Annotated in this window: 12 protein-coding genes; 8 read left to right on the top strand and 4 right to left on the bottom strand. The window is 64.0% G+C overall.

Annotated elements, in window-relative coordinates; genetic code table 11:
• Positions 1-51: 51 nt before the first annotated feature.
• Positions 52-1,920, top strand: coding sequence for a c-type cytochrome (locus tag FW796_RS10610; RefSeq protein WP_446439345.1), 1,869 nt, complete (start codon positions 52-54; stop codon positions 1,918-1,920).
• Between the two features lie 47 nt (positions 1,921-1,967).
• Entirely contained in the window at positions 1,968-3,224 is a 1,257-nt protein-coding gene (locus tag FW796_RS10605; protein WP_446439344.1) for a metallophosphoesterase family protein, read from the top strand.
• A 93-nt stretch (positions 3,225-3,317) separates the two neighbouring features.
• Here the strand turns inward: FW796_RS10605 and gbcA are convergent, their stop codons facing one another.
• Positions 3,318-4,613 carry a glycine-betaine demethylase subunit GbcA gene (gbcA, locus tag FW796_RS10600; RefSeq protein WP_346633159.1) on the bottom strand — a complete coding sequence of 432 codons (1,296 nt, stop codon included), beginning with the start codon at positions 4,611-4,613 and terminating at the stop codon, positions 3,318-3,320.
• A gap of 290 nt (positions 4,614-4,903) precedes the next feature.
• On the opposite strand from gbcA, the gene gbcB reads away from it, so the two are divergent.
• The gene (gbcB, locus tag FW796_RS10595) at positions 4,904-6,004 is read left to right on the top strand and encodes a glycine-betaine demethylase subunit GbcB (RefSeq protein WP_346633158.1); all 1,101 of its coding nucleotides are present in this window, start codon (positions 4,904-4,906) and stop codon (positions 6,002-6,004) included.
• A gap of 70 nt (positions 6,005-6,074) precedes the next feature.
• Here the strand turns inward: gbcB and FW796_RS10590 are convergent, their stop codons facing one another.
• The 3 genes from FW796_RS10590 to FW796_RS10580 all read right to left on the bottom strand — a co-directional run bounded on the left by FW796_RS10590 (position 6,075) and on the right by FW796_RS10580 (position 9,755).
• Positions 6,075-6,902: a nitrilase-related carbon-nitrogen hydrolase gene (locus FW796_RS10590; RefSeq protein ID WP_346633157.1), complete on the bottom strand. Its 828-nt coding sequence runs from the start codon at positions 6,900-6,902 to the stop codon at positions 6,075-6,077.
• Positions 6,899-8,344 (bottom strand): purine-cytosine permease family protein, encoded by a 1,446-nt coding sequence (locus FW796_RS10585; RefSeq protein ID WP_446439343.1) that lies wholly within the window; start codon positions 8,342-8,344, stop codon positions 6,899-6,901. Before FW796_RS10585 ends, FW796_RS10590 begins: the two co-directional genes overlap by 4 nt.
• A 370-nt stretch (positions 8,345-8,714) precedes the next feature.
• A complete protein-coding gene (locus FW796_RS10580; RefSeq protein ID WP_346633155.1) occupies positions 8,715-9,755 on the bottom strand; it encodes a threonine aldolase family protein in 1,041 nt (346 codons plus the stop codon).
• A 100-nt stretch (positions 9,756-9,855) separates the two neighbouring features.
• Between FW796_RS10580 and FW796_RS10575 the strand changes: the two genes are divergently transcribed.
• From FW796_RS10575 to FW796_RS10555, 5 genes are all read left to right on the top strand, one after another.
• A complete protein-coding gene (locus tag FW796_RS10575; RefSeq protein ID WP_446439342.1) occupies positions 9,856-10,596 on the top strand; it encodes a TraX family protein in 741 nt (246 codons plus the stop codon).
• A 415-nt stretch (positions 10,597-11,011) separates the two neighbouring features.
• A complete protein-coding gene (locus FW796_RS10570; protein WP_346633153.1) occupies positions 11,012-12,265 on the top strand; it encodes a serine hydroxymethyltransferase in 1,254 nt (417 codons plus the stop codon).
• A 23-nt stretch (positions 12,266-12,288) separates the two neighbouring features.
• Entirely contained in the window at positions 12,289-13,539 is a 1,251-nt protein-coding gene (locus FW796_RS10565; protein WP_011063903.1) for a sarcosine oxidase subunit beta family protein, read from the top strand.
• 14 nt (positions 13,540-13,553) lie between these two features.
• Positions 13,554-13,856 carry a sarcosine oxidase subunit delta gene (locus FW796_RS10560; RefSeq protein ID WP_011063902.1) on the top strand — a complete coding sequence of 101 codons (303 nt, stop codon included), beginning with the start codon at positions 13,554-13,556 and terminating at the stop codon, positions 13,854-13,856.
• A complete protein-coding gene (locus FW796_RS10555; protein WP_346633152.1) occupies positions 13,853-16,870 on the top strand; it encodes a sarcosine oxidase subunit alpha in 3,018 nt (1,005 codons plus the stop codon). The genes FW796_RS10560 and FW796_RS10555 overlap by 4 nt, the downstream gene beginning before the upstream one ends.
• The last annotated feature ends 74 nt before the right edge of the window (positions 16,871-16,944 follow it).

Here is a 16,944-nt window from a genome sequence, read left to right as displayed (position 1 = left end):
CTGGAGCCTGCCCTGCGGCAGCGGCTACACATGGATGCAGGGAAGGTTCAGATGAACGCTTATATCCGCTGGTTCCAACGCTTTATCTGGCTGGGCATCGCCATGAACATGGTGTTCGCCCTGCCGGCGCTGTTTGCCCCGGCGCTGCTGACCGCGGTGGTCGGCTTGCCGCCGGTGCTGTCCGACCCCTGGCTGGAAAACACCGGCATGCTGCTGGTGGGCATCAGCCTGTTCTACATGCCTTCGGGCTGCAACGCGCCGCGCTTTGTGGTGCATTCCTGGCTGTGCGTGCTGTCGCGGCTGATCGCCGTGGCGTTCTGGATCTACCTGATCGACACCAGCAACCAGGCCCAGGTGTTCGTGCCCATGCTGATGGGCGACCTCAGCATGTTCCTGATCCTCGGCATCCTGCTGTACCTGGGCAGTGCCCCGGCCAACCGGCCCTGGGCCTTGCTCTGTGCCGGGCTGCACGACTGGCGCCAGTACTGGGCCGCCTGCTGGAAGCGCCACAGCTTTCGCGTGGGCAGCCTGGTCCTGCTGTTGGTCCTGGGGGTGGTCGGTTATGCCACCTGGGTCAACATGATTCGCGAGGTGCCCCAGCCGCTGGAAGCCTCCGATGAGGATCACTTCAAGTACGCCGCCATCGGCCTGGGGATCGAGGCGCGGATTCCTTACTACCTGTTCGCCGTGCTGCCGCAACTGTGCCCGGAGAAACTGCCCCGGCCCGGTGGCTACGAGGTCTTCGGCTTTCTCTACGAGAACGGCCGGGACCTGCCGGTGGGCATGGCCAAACGGCAGTTGGGCTACCCGACGGTGGAACCCAACTGTGCCCTGTGCCACACCGGTGCCTACCGGGCCAGCGCCAGCGATGTGTCCCAGGTGGTGCCCACTGCACCGGCCAACCTGATGCAGCTCCAGGCCTTCCAGTGGTTCGCCTACGACTGTGCCAGCGATCCGAAATTCACCGTGGATGCGGTGATGAACGCGATCAACGCCAAGTTCCAGCTGGGCTTTGTCGAGCGCTTGTACAACCGCTACCTGATCATCCCCATGGCCAAGAGCGCGCTGCTCAAGCAGAAGCAGGCCTATGCCTGGCAGAAGCTGCGGCCGCAGCAAGGCCCGGGGCGCACCGACACCTTCAACCCGACCAAGATGGTGGTGTTCGGCTTCCCCGACGATTCCACCATCGGCACCGTGGACCTGCCGCAGATCTGGAACCAGAAGCCCCGGGAATCGATGTACCTGCACTGGGACGGCAACAACAACCAGATTCGCGAGCGCAACTACGCGGCGGCGATGGCGGTGGGTGCGACCCCGGAATCGGTGCTGCCGCAGAGTTTCAACCGGGTCACCAACTGGCTGCTGGGGCACAAACCGCCGACCTGGCCGTTTGCCATCGATCAGGCCAAGGCCGCTCAGGGCAAGCCGCTGTGGGAGGCCAACTGCGCCGGTTGTCATGACTTCGGCAAGGCCGATACCGGGCAGGTCACCACCAGTATCCAGACGTTGGGCACCGATCCCCACCGCTTGGACTCCTTCACCACCGGCCTGGTGCAAGCCTTCCATGGCTTCAAGAAGCCGCCTTTCGACTTCGGTGCCTATCGCAAGACCCAGAGCTACAGCAACACCCCCACCGACGGTGTCTGGCTGCGGGCGCCGTACCTGCACAACGGCTCGGTGCCGAGCCTCTGGGACCTGTTGCAGGCACCGGAGCTAAGGCCCCAGGTGTTCTACACCGGCTCGGATGTGTATGACCCGCAGAAGGTCGGTTTCATCACCAGCGGTGCGACGGTGCAGGGGCCGGGCCACTTCAAGTACGACACCCACCTGGAGGGCAACAGCAACAGCGGCCATCTGTACGGCACGCAGCTTTCCGCAGAGCAGAAATGGCAGTTGATCGAATACATGAAGACCCTGTGACGCCCGTCCGGCGTTTGTGCAAAGGGACCATCAAGAGGGATGCCAGCATGTCATTTGTGAGCAATCTGGAACATGAATACGAACAGGTGAAAGCCCGGGTCGACGGGCTGCTGGCCAGGCTCGACCTGGCCTGGAAAAACCTCCGTAGCCAGCTCGAGCCGGCGGAACTGCAGGCGATCGTGCAACTGTTGCAGCGCGCCCATGACCAGGCGCAGTACGCCCTGATCCACGGCGACTTGCCCCCCGGTCAGGCGCCGGTGCCCTGGGAACTGGCCCACGGTCTGTCGGTCCTGCACTTGGGGAACGCCTCGCCCTTGCCGCAAACGGTGGACGAGCTGAAGACCCAGGTGATGAAGGACGGCACCCTGCTGGGCTGTCGCCAATGGGAGCTGCTGGACCTGCGCTGGAGCGAGGCCTTGCTCAACTGGATCGAGAACCTGCGCAAGCACGCGGCCTTCGGCACCACCCCGGCGCTGATCGAGATGGCCGACAACGTGCTGCTGGACATGGCCGGGGATTGGGGCACCGGATATTTCCAGCCCGATTCGGCAGCGCAGCGCGTGGCGGACCTGATCACCCAGGACAAGCCGGACTTCACCATCCACCTGGGAGATGTGTATTACGCCGGTACCGGCAGCGAGGAGGACGCCGACCTCACGGACTGGCCCATGGGCAGCCAGGCGTCCTTCAGCCTCAACTCCAACCACGAAATGTACAGCGGTGCCCATGGCTACTTCGCCGAGATCCAGGCGCTGTTCCCCAAGCAGCAAGGCACCAGCTACTTTGCCCTGTTCAATAGCCACTGGCTGATCGTCGGTCTGGACAGCGCCTATGCCGCCGACGAAATGAACCTGTACATGGACGGCAACCTCAATGCCCCGCAGCAGCAATGGCTCAAGGACCTGGTGGCCAGCAAGGGGCAGGGGCGCAGGATCATCGTGCTCAGTCATCACCAGGGGCTGGACATCAGCGGTCAGCAGCAGACCACGCTGTACAAACAGGTGGTCGCGGCCCTGGGGCGGGTGCCGGACTACTGGTATTGGGGGCACCTGCACAATGGCATCTGCTACGCGCCCAGTAACGGCATGTACGGACGCTGCATCGGTCACGGCGCGATCCCCTATGGCCCCACCAGCGAGCTGAAGGGCAACCCTCAGGTGCAATGGTCGGAAACCTTGTCGGCAGATGATCCGAACTATCCGCTGCGGGTGCGCAACGGTTACGTGAGGGTGAAGTTGCAGGGCGAGACGATCACCGAGGCGTTTGTTGGCGAGAACGGCGCCATCAGTTGGCCGCTTGCTTGAAACGACCGGCTGTAACGGCAGCACCCGGGGGTGGGCGCACCCCGCCCCCGGGCTCTTGTCTGAGCGTTTATTGCTGATTGCGCGCGGCGGGGTTTATCCGTGGACCGGCACGCCCTTGAGGTAAGGCGCCGGTTCCGCACCGAGGTTGCTCAGCATGCGCTCGCTGTACCAGTCGACGAAGTTGACCACGCCGAACTCGTAGGTCTTGGAGTACGGACCCGGCTGGTAGGCGGTGGAGTTGATGCCACGCTGGTTTTCTTCCGCCAGGCGCCGGTCCTGGGCGTTGGTGGCGTCCCACACCTGGCGCATGCGCTCGACGTCGTAGTCCACGCCTTCCACCGCGTCCTTGTGCACGATCCACTTGGTGGTGACGATGGTTTCCTGGGCGCTGATGGGCCACACGGTGAACACGATTATATGGTCGCCCATGCAGTGGTTCCACGAGTGCGGCAGGTGCAGGATGCGCATCGAGCCCAGGTCCGGGTTCTTGATCCGTCCCATCAGCTTGGCGCAGCCCTGCTTGCCGTCCATGGTCATGGACACGGTGCCCTTGAGCAGGGGCATGCGCACGATGCGATTGCGCAGGCCGAAGCTGGCGTGGGCGTAAGGGATCTTTTCGGCTTCCCAGGCGGCGGCGGAAGCGGCCACGTGGTCCTTGAACGCCTGGTCGGCCCGGGGGTCGGTGACGTCGTCCCATTCCAGCAGAGTTTTCAGCAATTCAGGGTGCGAGCCGCCGCAGTGGTAGCACTCGCGGTTGTTCTCCAGCACCAGTTTCCAGTTGGCCTTTTCGTGCAAGGTGGTCTGCACCGCCACCTTGGTGTTCTCCATGTCGTAGGGCTCCATGTAATGGGCCAGCGTGGAGAGGAAGTCGTCGATGGCCGGCGGATTCTCTGCCAGGGAGATGAAGATGTAGCCGCCGGCGGTCTTCACGTTCACCGGTTTCAGGCCGTATTGCTTCATGTCGAAGTCGGCGCCCATCTCGGTACCGGCGAACAGCAGGCGCCCGTCCAGCTCGTAGGTCCACTGGTGGTAGTGGCAGACCAGTTTGGCCACTTTGCCCTTGTCGCTGGTGCACAGCCGTGAACCGCGGTGGCGGCAGACGTTGTGGAAGGCGTGGACCACGCCGTCGGCGCCACGGATGACGATGATCGGGTTCTTGCCGATCTGCAGGGTGATGTAGTTGCCCTTGGTGGGGATCTCGCAGGTCATGCCGGCGATCAGCCATTCCTTCTGGAAGATCTCCTGCATGTCGATATCGAACAGCCTTTCATCGCAGTAGAAGGGCTGCGGCAGGGAGAAGGTCCGCTCGCGCTCCTGCAGCATCTGTGCAGTGGCCTTGCGTGCGGGTTCCAGTGGATCGCCCAAGCTCAGGGTTGCGGTGACGTCCATCGTTCAAGTCCTCATGGCCGTTCGGTGCGGCCGGCGAATTAAATAGTGGCTACGGTGGGTGCTACGCAAGTCACGAAAAATCGGCTGTCGTGTTTGAGGCGAGTGTGGGTCCGCAGGCGCCTTGAACCTTATCCATGGGCGACATGGCCCAATCTGTTCCCGACGGGGGAGCCCCTGTAACTGGGGGCTGGTCGCGATAAGCATGTGAATGTCGCAGATAGGTAAATGGGCGCGAGAAGCCTTACGCAGAATCGCTGACAAGACGCCGACAGTCGGCCGTGGAGAACAGCATGTCCAACACCTTCCTCAACCCGGTAACCACCCAGACCTGGGCCAATGGCCGTCACATCGTCCGTTGCGTCAAAGTCATCCAGGAAACCTGGGATGTGCGGACCTTCTGCTTCATGGCCGACCAGCCGATCATGTTCTTCTTCAAACCGGGGCAATTCGTCACCCTGGAGCTGGAAATCGAAGGCCAGCCGGTGATGCGCTCCTACACCATTTCCAGCTCGCCGTCGGTGCCCTACAGCTTCTCGGTGACCATCAAGCGCGTGCCCGGGGGCAAGGTTTCAAACTGGCTCCACGACACCCTGCACGAAGGCCAGGAACTGGCGGTGCACGGGCCGGTGGGGTTGTTCAACGCTATCGATTTCCCCAGCCCGAAAGTGCTTTATCTCAGCGGTGGCGTCGGCATCACCCCGGTGATGTCCATGGCGCGCTGGTTCTACGACACCAACGGCAACGTCGACATGGTGTTCATCCACAGCGCCCGCTCACCCAAAGACATCATTTACCACCGCGAGCTGGAACACATGGCGTCGCGGATCGACAACTTCAGCCTGCACCTGATCTGCGAGAAACACGGTCTGGGCGAGCCCTGGGCCGGTTATCGCGGTTACCTGAACCACAAGATGCTGGAGTTGATGGCCCCGGACTTCCTTGAGCGGGAAGTGTTCTGCTGCGGGCCGACGCCCTACATGAGTGCGGTCAAGCGCCTGCTGGAAGCCGCCGGTTTCGACATGGCGCGTTACCACGAGGAATCCTTCGGTGCGACCCCGGCCGAAGCCCGGGCTGACGCCGTGGAGCATGCCGAACAAGCCGCCGAAGCGCCGGAAGTGGATATTGCCGACCTGCATCAAGTGGAGTTCACCGCTTCCGGCAAGAGCATCCGCGTGGCCCCGGGAGAAACCGTGCACGCGGCGGCGGCCAAGCTTGGTCTGATGATTCCCAAGGCCTGCGGCATGGGCATCTGCGGCACCTGCAAGGTGCTCAAGCTGGGCGGCGAAGTGGAGATGGAACACAACGGCGGGATCACCGAGGAGGACGAAGCCGAAGGCTACATCCTGTCCTGCTGCAGCGTGCCCAAGGGCGACGTGCGTGTGGAGTTCTGATCGCCGGCAAGCCGGCTCCTACACCCGTTTCCTGTAGGAGCTGGCTTGCCAGCGAACAAGGGCAACCCGGTTACTGATACAACGCCGGACGCCGATCCAGGTGCACGTGGTTATGTTCACTGATGGACTTGTGCCAGGCCTGGGCCAGGTCCAGATCCGCCAGCAGCAGTTGCTCCCGGCTCTCCCGATCCTTGCCCGCCAACGGATAGCCATCGGCATCGACTATGGTCGAGCCGCCCACCCAGTTCACTCCGCGCTCCTCGCCACAGCGATCGCAAGCGGCAACGAACATCCGATTGACCGCCGCATTGGCCTGTACCCGAACCATCTCCGCCGGCCGTTCGCTCACCGGGCGCGGGCCGTCCGGCCAGTTCACCGGCGCGCACAGCAGCGCCGCCCCGGCCAGGGCGGGCAGGCGCACCCACTCGGGGAACTCCAGGTCGTAGCAGATCATCATGGCAATCGGCCCGAAGCGCGTGGCCACCACCGGCGGCGGCTCGTCACCCGGGGTGAAGATCAGGTTCTCCTGATCCCACAGGTGGGCCTTGCGGTACACCGTCAGCGTTCCTTCCGGCTCGATCAGGGCGGCGCTGTTGGCCACCCGATCATCGTCCAGGCGCTCGCAGAAGCCGCCAACAATCACCACCTGCAGCTCTTGGGCGAGACTTTTCCACAGGCTGAGGGTCGGTCCGTCGAGGCGTTCGGACAGCGCCAGGGCTTCGGCCAGACCGCTGAACACGTAGCCGCTTTGCACCAGTTCCGGCAGCACCACCACCTGGGCGCCGCGGGCGGCGGCCTGGCGGATGGCCTCGGCGCTGAGGGTGCGGTTGTAGTCCAGGTCGCCGATCCGTGGTGCCAGCTGCTGGCAGGCCACTTTCAGGGATGTCTGGGGGATCATTGCGCGCCTCCTTCCAGTTGCTGTTCGCTGGCCTGGATGGCCAGGCGTTCCGCTTCCAGGTCCAGGTTGCGGGTCAGGGCCCAGTAGACCAGCCCGGCCACCGCCAGGCCAATCACGAAGGCGATGTCGGCGCCGCCCAGGGCCTGGGACAGCGGGCCCTGGTAGAAGCTCAGGGACATGAACGGCACCATCGCCAGCAGGCCGAGGAAGTAGGCCAGCAACCCGGCGCTGGACCAGCGGCCATAGATTCCGGCGGGATTGAAGATGTGGCTGATGGCGTAGCGGCCTTTGCGCACCAGGTAGAAGTCCGCGAGGTTGACCGCGGTCCAGGGCACCAGGAAATACAGCATCAGCAGGACAAAGGTGTTGAAGCTGCCCAGGTAGCTTTCGGGAATGTTCATGGCGATCAGGAAGATCACCACCGCCACCAGCAGGATGCCGGTCACCCGGCTCTTGAGGTTGGGCTTGATCGACTTGAAGCCGTCGACGGCGCTGATACCAGTGAGCATGGCGCCGTAGCAGTTGACCGCCATGATGCCCACCAGTGCCGGCACCGCGATCAGTACCGTGAAAGTACCGAAGCCGGGAATCAGGCGGTTGCCCACTTCGCGCACGCTGGCGATGGCATCGGGGGAGGGCAGGGCCGAGGCCAGGAAGGCCCCCAGAGACATCAGCCACAGGGCCGAGCCGGCGGCGCCTAGGTAGGTCCAGAAGATCACCTGGCGCGATGGCGTCTGGTGCGGCAGGTAGCGCGAATAGTCGGACACGTACACCGAATAGCTGATCTGGTAACCGGCGGCGGCCGACAGTTGGATCAGGAATGCCGACCAGGAAAAGTGCGGGTCGGCCAGGGCCGAGTCGGCCTGCAGGGTCAGCAGAGCGCTGACGGTGAGCACCGCGAATACGCTGATCATCACGTAGGTCAGCCAGCGTTGCACGGTGTGCAGCAGGTCATGGCCAACCACCGCGATCAGCACCGCCAGGGCGATCATCAGGGTGTACCAGGGCGCCCGGGCGCCGGGGATCACTGTATTGATGGCGTCGGTGGCGAGGATCACGTTGAACACGTTGAAGCCGATGTAGACGAACACCACCGCAGTGAATGGCACGATGGCGCCCCGCAGGCCGAACTGGGCGCGGGATTGGATCATCTGCGGCAGGCCCATGCGCGGGCCCTGGTTGGCGTGGAAGGCCATGCAGAAGGTGCCCAGGCACACGCCGATGACGATTGCCAGGATGGCGTAGTGCAGACTCAGGCCCAGGGCCGCGCCGGTGAAGCCGGTGACCATGGTGGTGAGTACGAAGTTGCCGGTGAACCAGAAGGGCCCTTGATGCCAGACCTTGCCGTGGCGTTCATGGCGCGGCACGTAGTCGATGGAACGGGTTTCGATGGCAAGGCCCGGAGGATGGGCTTTCTCGGTGACGCAAGAAGAGGTCGTCATGGGCTACAGCCTTGTTTTTATAGGTCGACCCCGGAGTCTCGGACAAACGCAGCGGTTGTTGAATCAGTGGCGGCAAATAATCAGTTCAGGAATTTGTGAACTGATGAGGGGGACTTGCTGGCAAAGGCGTCGGCGAGATCGGCACCCGGGTTGCGGGCCTCTTCGCTGGCAAGCCAGCTCCTACGGGAGCGGAGAGGGCGCGGGCCCTTGTAGGAGCCGGCTGCCGGCGAAGGCGTCGGCGGGATCGGCACCCGGGTTGCGGGCCTCTTTGCTGGCAAGCCAGCTCCTACGGGAGTGGAGAGGGCGCGGGCCCTTGTAGGAGCCGGCTTGCCGGCGAAGGCGTCGGCGGGATCGACGCCTGGCTTGTGGGTCAGGCGCTCATCACGGTGCGGATGTCGGCTGCCAGTTCGCGCACGCGCTCTTCTTCGGTGTCCCAGGAGCACATGAAGCGCGCGCCGCCCTTGCCGATGAAGGTGTAGAAGCGCCAGCCCTTGGCGGTCAGCGCGGCAATCGCCGGTTCCGAGAGCTGCAGGAACACGCCGTTGGCCTGCACCGGGAACATCAGCTCAACACCGGGAATGTCCTCCACCAGCTTGGCGAGCAGTTGCGCGCAGTGGTTGGCGTGGCGGGCGTGCTTGAGCCAGGCGTCGTGTTCCAGCAGGCCGACCCAGGGCGCTGAGAGAAAGCGCATTTTCGAGGCCAGTTGGCCGGCCTGCTTGCAGCGGTAGTCGAAGTCTTCCGCCAGCTTGTGGTTGAAGAACAGGATCGCTTCACCCACGGCCATGCCGTTTTTCGTGCCGCCAAAGCACAGCACGTCCACCCCGGCCTTCCAGGTCAGATCCGCCGGGGTGCAGCCGAGGAAGGCACAGGCGTTGGAGAAGCGTGCGCCGTCCATGTGCAGGTTCAGCCCCAGTTCCTTGCAGGTGGCGCTGATGGCACGGACTTCTTCCGGGGTGTAGACGCTGCCTACTTCAGTGGCCTGGGTCAGGGTCACCACTCGCGGCTTGGGGTAGTGGATGTCCTGGCGCTTGAGGGCGATCTCGCGGATCGATTCCGGGGTCAGCTTGCCGTTCTGGGTGCCGGCGATCAGCAGCTTGGAACCGTTGGAGAAGAACTCCGGTGCACCGCATTCGTCGGTTTCGACGTGGGCGGTTTCCGAGCAGATCACGCTGTGGTAACTCTGGCACAGCGACGACAGGGCCAGGGAGTTGGCGGCGGTGCCGTTGAAGGCGAAGAACACTTCGCAGTCGGTTTCGAACAATCTGCGGAAATGATCCGAGGCGCGAGCGGTCCACTGATCGTCGCCGTAAGCGCGCTCGTGGCCGTGGTTGGCCTGCTCCATGGCGGCCCAGGCTTCAGGGCAGATGCCGGAGTAGTTGTCGCTGGCGAATTGTTGGCTCTTGTCGGTCATGGCCGGCTCCGTGGTCGATGATGGTGCGCACTTTACCCAAGAATAATGGCCCAGCACACGCTCTGTTTATGCCGGAATAATGCATGGCCCATAAGGATTTATGCGTGAAGCGATGCTGAAAACCGACAACGGCCGGCGCGATGGGGCGCTGGATGCGCTGAAGTGGCTGGCGCTGCTGAGCATGGTTCTCGATCACCTGCGTTATGTAGGCCTGAGCCTGGACTGGCTGTATGTGCCTGGGCGCCTGGCATTTCCCTGGTTCTGCCTGGCAATGGCGGTGAATCTGATGCGCCTGGGCGAGCGCGAAGGGCGCCCGTCCGGGCAATGGCGCTACCTGGGCTGGTTGCTGCTGTTCAGCGGGCTCAGTGAGATTCCCTATCGCCTGTTCGTTCCTGATCCCGACACCTTGAATGTATTGCCGACCCTGGCCCTGGGGCTGCTGGTGGCCCGGGGCTGGCAGCGGCCCAGGGGGCTGGCGTTGGCGCTTGGCTTGGCGGCCCTGCTGTTGGCGCTGGGGTTTTCCCGCTGGCTGATGTTTGGTGCGTTCGGGGTGTTGCTGCCGTTGGCCCTGGTGCTGGTGCTGCGTCGGTCCTGGTATTTCAGCCTGTTGCCGGGGGCCTTGTGTCTGGCGGCCAACCAATGGGAAACCTTGTTCCCGGCGGCGCGCCTGGGCAATTGGGTGGCGACCTGCGGTATCGCCGCTTGTCTGTTGGCGCCATTGTTGGGGCTGATGCTGCTGCGGGTCTTGCGCGGTTGCCCGGCGCCGGCGATGCGGCGTTGGGCGTATGGGCTGTATCCCCTGCATTTTCTTCTTCTGCTGGCCCTGCGCGCCTCCTTGTAGGAGCCGGCTTGCCGGCGAAGGCGTCCGTCGGATTTGTGTCTGGCTTGAGGGCCTGTTCGCTGGCAAGCCAGCTCCTACGGAGAGGTGTGCGCCGTTTTTGTAGGACCCGGCTTGCCGGCGAAGGCGTCCGTCGGATTTGTGCCTGGCTTGGCGGGCTGTTCGCTGGCAAGCCAGCTCTTGCGGGGGAGGGGCGTGGCGGGGCGGGGGAGGGACAGGCCCGATCCAGAGCCGTTGGCGGGTGGCGCGGGCAGGCATTTGTCCGTGGGCGCCAGGGCATGTCGTAAACGCACCTTTGTGTGGCGTCCATAGGCATTTGAGTTCCCCTTGCCGGTCATACCATCGCATCCAAAGGGCACAGCTTTAAGGCTGGCCTCACCGAGACGAAAGGCGCACCGCCGCCGCTGGGAGAGACGTGATGTTCAGCAAGCAAGACCAGATCCAGGGTTACGACGATGCACTGCTGGCGGCGATCAATGCCGAGGAACAACGCCAGGAAGATCACATCGAGCTGATCGCGTCGGAGAACTACACCAGCAAGCGGGTGATGCAGGCGCAAGGCAGCGGGCTGACCAACAAGTACGCCGAAGGCTATCCGGGCAAGCGCTACTACGGTGGCTGCGAGCATGTGGACAAGGTCGAGGCCCTGGCCATCGAGCGTGCCAAGCAGCTGTTCGGTGCCGACTACGCCAACGTCCAGCCGCATTCCGGTTCTTCGGCCAACAGCGAGGTGTACCTGGCCCTGCTGCAGGCCGGCGACACCATCCTCGGTATGAGCCTGGCCCATGGCGGCCACCTGACCCACGGCGCCAAGGTGTCGTCCTCGGGCAAGCTGTACAACGCCGTGCAGTACGGTATCGATACCCGCACCGGGCTGATCGACTACGACGAGGTCGAGCGCCTGGCCGTTGAACACAAGCCGAAGATGATCGTCGCCGGCTTCTCGGCCTACTCCAAGACCCTGGATTTCCCGCGCTTCCGGCAGATCGCCGACAAGGTCGGGGCACTGCTGTTCGTCGACATGGCCCACGTCGCCGGGTTGGTCGCCGCTGGTCTGTATCCCAACCCGCTGCCCTATGCCGATGTGGTCACCACCACCACCCACAAGACCCTGCGCGGTCCCCGTGGCGGCCTGATCCTGGCCAAGGCCAACGAAGAGATCGAGAAGAAACTCAACGCTGCGGTGTTCCCGGGTGCCCAGGGCGGTCCGTTGATGCACGTGATCGCCGCCAAGGCGGTGTGCTTCAAGGAAGCGTCGGAGCCGGGCTTCAAGGCCTATCAGCAGCAAGTGATCGACAACGCCCAGGCCATGGCCGGCGTATTTATCAAACGTGGCTACGATGTAGTGTCCGGCGGCACCGACAACCACCTGTTCCTGGTCAGCCTGATTCGTCAGGGCCTGACCGGCAAAGATGCTGATGCCGCCCTGGGCCGTGCCCACATCACCGTGAACAAGAACGCCGTGCCCAACGACCCGCAGTCGCCGTTTGTGACGTCCGGCCTGCGCATCGGCACCCCGGCGGTCACCACCCGCGGATTCAAGGTCACCCAGTGCATTGAACTGGCTGGCTGGATCTGCGACATCCTCGACCACCTCGGCGATGCCGACGTCGAGGCCAATGTCGCTCGCCAGGTGGCGACCCTGTGCGCTGATTTCCCGGTTTACCGCTGAGAGCCGCAACTGGAGCAATGACTATGCAACGCTATTCGGGCTTCGGCCTCTTCAAGCACTCTCTCAGCCACCATGAAAACTGGCAGCGCATGTGGCGCACGCCGACCCCGAAGAAAGTCTATGACGTGGTCATAGTCGGCGGTGGCGGGCACGGCCTGGCGACCGCCTACTACCTGGCCAAGGAACACGGCATCACCAACGTCGCGGTGGTGGAAAAAGGCTGGCTGGGCGGCGGCAACACCGCGCGCAACACCACCATCGTGCGTTCCAACTACCTGTGGGACGAGTCGGCGCAGCTTTACGAGCACGCCATGAAATTGTGGGAAGGCCTGTCCCAGGACCTCAACTACAACGTGATGTTCTCCCAGCGCGGGGTCTACAACCTGTGCCACACGCTGCAGGACATCCGTGATTCCGAGCGTCGGGTGAGCGCCAACCGCCTCAACGGCATCGACGGCGAGCTGCTCAACACCCAGCAGGTGGCGGACGAGATCCCTTACCTGGACTGCTCGAAGAACACCCGCTACCCGGTGCTTGGCGCCACGGTCCAGCGCCGTGGCGGCGTGGCCCGTCACGATGCCGTGGCCTGGGGTTTCGCCCGGGCCGCCGACGCCCTGGGCGTGGACCTGATCCAGCAGACTGAAGTCATTGGCTTTCGCAAGGAAAACGGCGTGTGCATCGGCGTCGAGACCAACAAGGGCTTTATCGGCGCCAAGCGCGTCGGAGTGGTCACGGCCGGTAACTCCGGGCACATGGCCAAGCTCGCGGGCTTCCGTTTGCCGATCGAATCCCACCCGCTGCAAGCGCTGGTGTCGGAGCCGATCAAACCGATCATCGACAGCGTGATCATGTCCAACGCGGTGCACGGCTATATCAGTCAGTCGGACAAGGGCGATCTGGTGATCGGTGCCGGTATCGACGGCTGGGTCGGCTACGGCCAGCGCGGCTCCTACCCGGTGATCGAGCACACCATCCAGGCCATCGTCGAGATGTTCCCGGTTCTCTCCCGAGTGCGCATGAACCGGCAGTGGGGCGGCATCGTCGACACCAGCCCGGACGCCTGCCCGATCATCTCCAAGACGCCGGTGCCGAACATGTTCTTCAACTGCGGTTGGGGCACTGGTGGCTTCAAGGCCACCCCGGGCTCGGGCAACGTGTTTGCCGCCAGTCTGGCCAAGGGCGAGATGCATCCTCTGGCCGCTCCTTTCTCCATCGACCGTTTCCACAACGGTGCGCTGATCGACGAACACGGCGCTGCTGCGGTCGCCCACTAAAAGGACAAATACCTATGTTGCATATCTTCTGTCCTCACTGCGGCGAACTGCGCTCCGAAGAGGAATTCCACTCGTCCGGCCAGGCGCACATTCCACGGCCCCTGGACCCCAACGCCTGCACCGACGAGGAGTGGGGCGACTACATGTTCTTCCGCGACAACCCCCGCGGCCTGCACCACGAGTTGTGGATTCACGCCGCCGGGTGCCGCCAGTACTTCAACGCCACCCGCGACACCGTCACCTACGAAATTCTTGAAACCTACAAGATTGGCACCAAACCGCAGTTCACCGCCAAGGCTGCTGGAGAGAAGGTATGAGCCAGACCAATCGCCTGTCCAACGGCGGACGCATCGACCGCAACAAAGTCCTCACCTTCACCTTCAACGGTCAGACCTACAAAGGCTTCGAGGGCGACACCCTGGCCTCGGCCCTGCTGGCCAACGGTGTGGACATCATCGGTCGCAGCTTCAAGTATTCCCGGCCCCGGGGCATCTTCGCCGCGGGCTGTGAAGAGCCCAACGCGGTGCTGCAGATCGGCGCCACCGAAGCCACCCAGATCCCCAACGTGCGCGCTACCCAACAGGCGCTGTACCAGGGCCTGGTGGCCACCAGCACCAACGGCTGGCCCAGCGTCAACAACGACATGATGGGGATTCTCGGCAAGGTCGGCGGCAAGCTGATGCCACCGGGCTTCTACTACAAAACCTTCATGTACCCGCAATCGTTCTGGATGACCTACGAGAAGTACATCCGCAAGGCCGCGGGCCTGGGCCGTTCGCCCACCGAGAACGATGCGGACACCTACGACAACATGAACCAGCACTGCGACGTGCTGATTGTCGGTGGCGGCCCCGCCGGTCTCGCGGCAGCCCTGGCCGCTGCCCGCAGTGGCGCCCGGGTGATCCTGGCCGACGAGCAGGAAGAGTTCGGCGGCACCCTGCTGGACAGTCGCGAAAGCCTGGACGGCAAGCCGGCGGTGGAGTGGGTGGCCAGCGTGGTCGCCGAACTCAAGTCGCTGCCGGATGTGTTGTTGCTGCCACGGGCCACGGTCAACGGCTACCACGACCATAACTTCCTGACCATTCACGAGCGTCTCACCGATCACCTCGGCGACCGTGCGCCGATCGGCCAGGTGCGCCAGCGTATCCACCGGGTTCGCGCCAAGCGTGTGGTGCTGGCCACCGGCGCCCACGAGCGGCCGCTGGTCTACGGCAACAACGATGTGCCGGGCAACATGCTGGCCGGTGCCGTGTCCACCTACGTGCGCCGCTACGGCGTGGCCCCGGGCAAGAAGCTGGTGCTGTCCACCAACAACGACCATGCCTACCGCGTGGCCCTGGACTGGCTCGACGCCAGCCTGCAAGTGGTGGCCATCGCCGATGCGCGGCACAACCCCCGCGGCGCTCTGGTGGAAGAAGCCCGGGCCAAGGGCATCCGCATCCTCACTTCCAGTGCGGTGATCGAAGCCCGTGGCAGCAAACACGTGACCGGCGCGCGCATAGCGGCCATCGACGTCAAGGCGCACAAGGTCACCAGCCCTGGCGAATGGCTCGATTGCGACCTGATCGCCAGCTCCGGCGGCTACAGCCCGGTGGTGCACCTGGCTTCGCACCTGGGCGGCAAGCCGGTGTGGCGTGAAGACATCCTCGGTTTTGTGCCCGGTGAAGCGCCGCAGAAACGCGTGTGCGTCGGTGGCATCAACGGCGTCTACAGCCTCGGCGACACCCTGGCCGATGGTTTCGAGGGCGGTGTACGCGCCGCCAGCGAAGCTGGCTTCCAGAGCGTGGAGGGCGTGCTGCCCAAAGCCCTGGCCCGCCTTGAAGAACCGACCCTGGCGCTGTTCCAGGTGCCCCATGAAAAAGGCACTGCCCGGGCGCCGAAGCAATTCGTCGACCTGCAGAACGACGTCACCGCCGCCGCCATCGAACTGGCGACCCGCGAGGGCTTCGAGTCGGTGGAACACGTCAAGCGCTACACCGCCCTGGGCTTCGGTACCGATCAGGGCAAGCTGGGCAACGTCAACGGCCTGGCCATTGCTGCCCGCTCGCTGAACGTCAGCATCCCGCAGATGGGCACCACCATGTTCCGTCCGAACTACACCCCGGTGACCTTCGGCGCCGTGGCCGGTCGTCACTGTGGGCACATCTTCGAGCCGGTGCGTTTCACCGCGCTGCATGCCTGGCACGTGAAGAACGGCGCCGAGTTCGAAGACGTCGGCCAGTGGAAGCGCCCTTGGTACTTCCCGAAAAACGGCGAAGACCTGCACGCCGCGGTCAAGCGTGAATGCCTGGCCGTGCGTGACAGCGTTGGCCTGCTGGACGCCTCGACCCTGGGCAAGATCGACATCCAGGGCCCGGACGCCCGTGAATTCCTCAACCGCATCTACACCAACGCCTGGACCAAGCTCGACGTGGGCAAGGCCCGCTACGGCCTGATGTGCAAGGAAGACGGCATGGTCTTCGACGACGGCGTCACTGCCTGTCTGGCCGACAACCACTTCTTGATGACCACCACCACCGGCGGCGCGGCTCGCGTGCTGCAGTGGCTGGAGATCTACCAGCAGACCGAATGGCCGGACCTCAAGGTGTACTTCACCTCGGTCACCGACCACTGGGCCACCATGACCCTGTCGGGCCCCAACAGCCGCAAGCTGTTGAGCGAAGTCACCGACATCGACCTGGACAAGGACGGCTTCCCGTTCATGACCTGGAAGGAAGGCCTGGTGGGCGGCGTGCCGGCGCGGGTGTTCCGCATCTCCTTCACCGGCGAGCTGTCCTACGAGGTCAACGTCCAGGCCGACTACGCCATGGGCGTGCTGGAGCAGATCGTCGAGGCCGGCAAGAAGTACAACCTGACCCCCTATGGCACCGAGACCATGCACGTGCTGCGGGCCGAGAAGGGTTTCATCATCGTTGGCCAGGACACCGACGGTTCCATGACCCCGGACGACCTGAACATGGGCTGGTGCGTGGGCCGGACCAAGCCGTTCTCGTGGATCGGCTGGCGCGGGATGAACCGTGAAGACTGCGTGCGTGAGCAACGCAAGCAACTGGTGGGGCTCAAGCCGATCGACCCGACCCAGTGGCTGCCGGAAGGCGCGCAACTGGTGTTCAACCCCAAGCAGGCGATTCCCATGAGCATGGTCGGTCACGTGACCTCCAGCTACGCCCACAACTCCCTGGGTTATTCCTTCGCCCTGGGCGTGGTCAAGGGCGGCCTCAAGCGCTTGGGCGAGCGGGTCTTCGCGCCCCTGGCCGATGGCCGGGTGATCGAGGCGGAAATCGTTTCCTCGGTGTTCTTCGACCCCAAAGGCGATCGTCAGAACATCTAAGGCACAACACGGTTCACGTAGGAGCCGGCTTGCCGGCGAAGGCGGCCTCAGGGCCGGCACAAGGCCCAAGCGCC

The organism is Pseudomonas sp. 910_21, assembly GCF_052850735.1.
The sequence above is the reverse complement of the archived record's forward strand: the minus strand, read 5'-3'. Positions and strand labels throughout refer to the sequence as shown.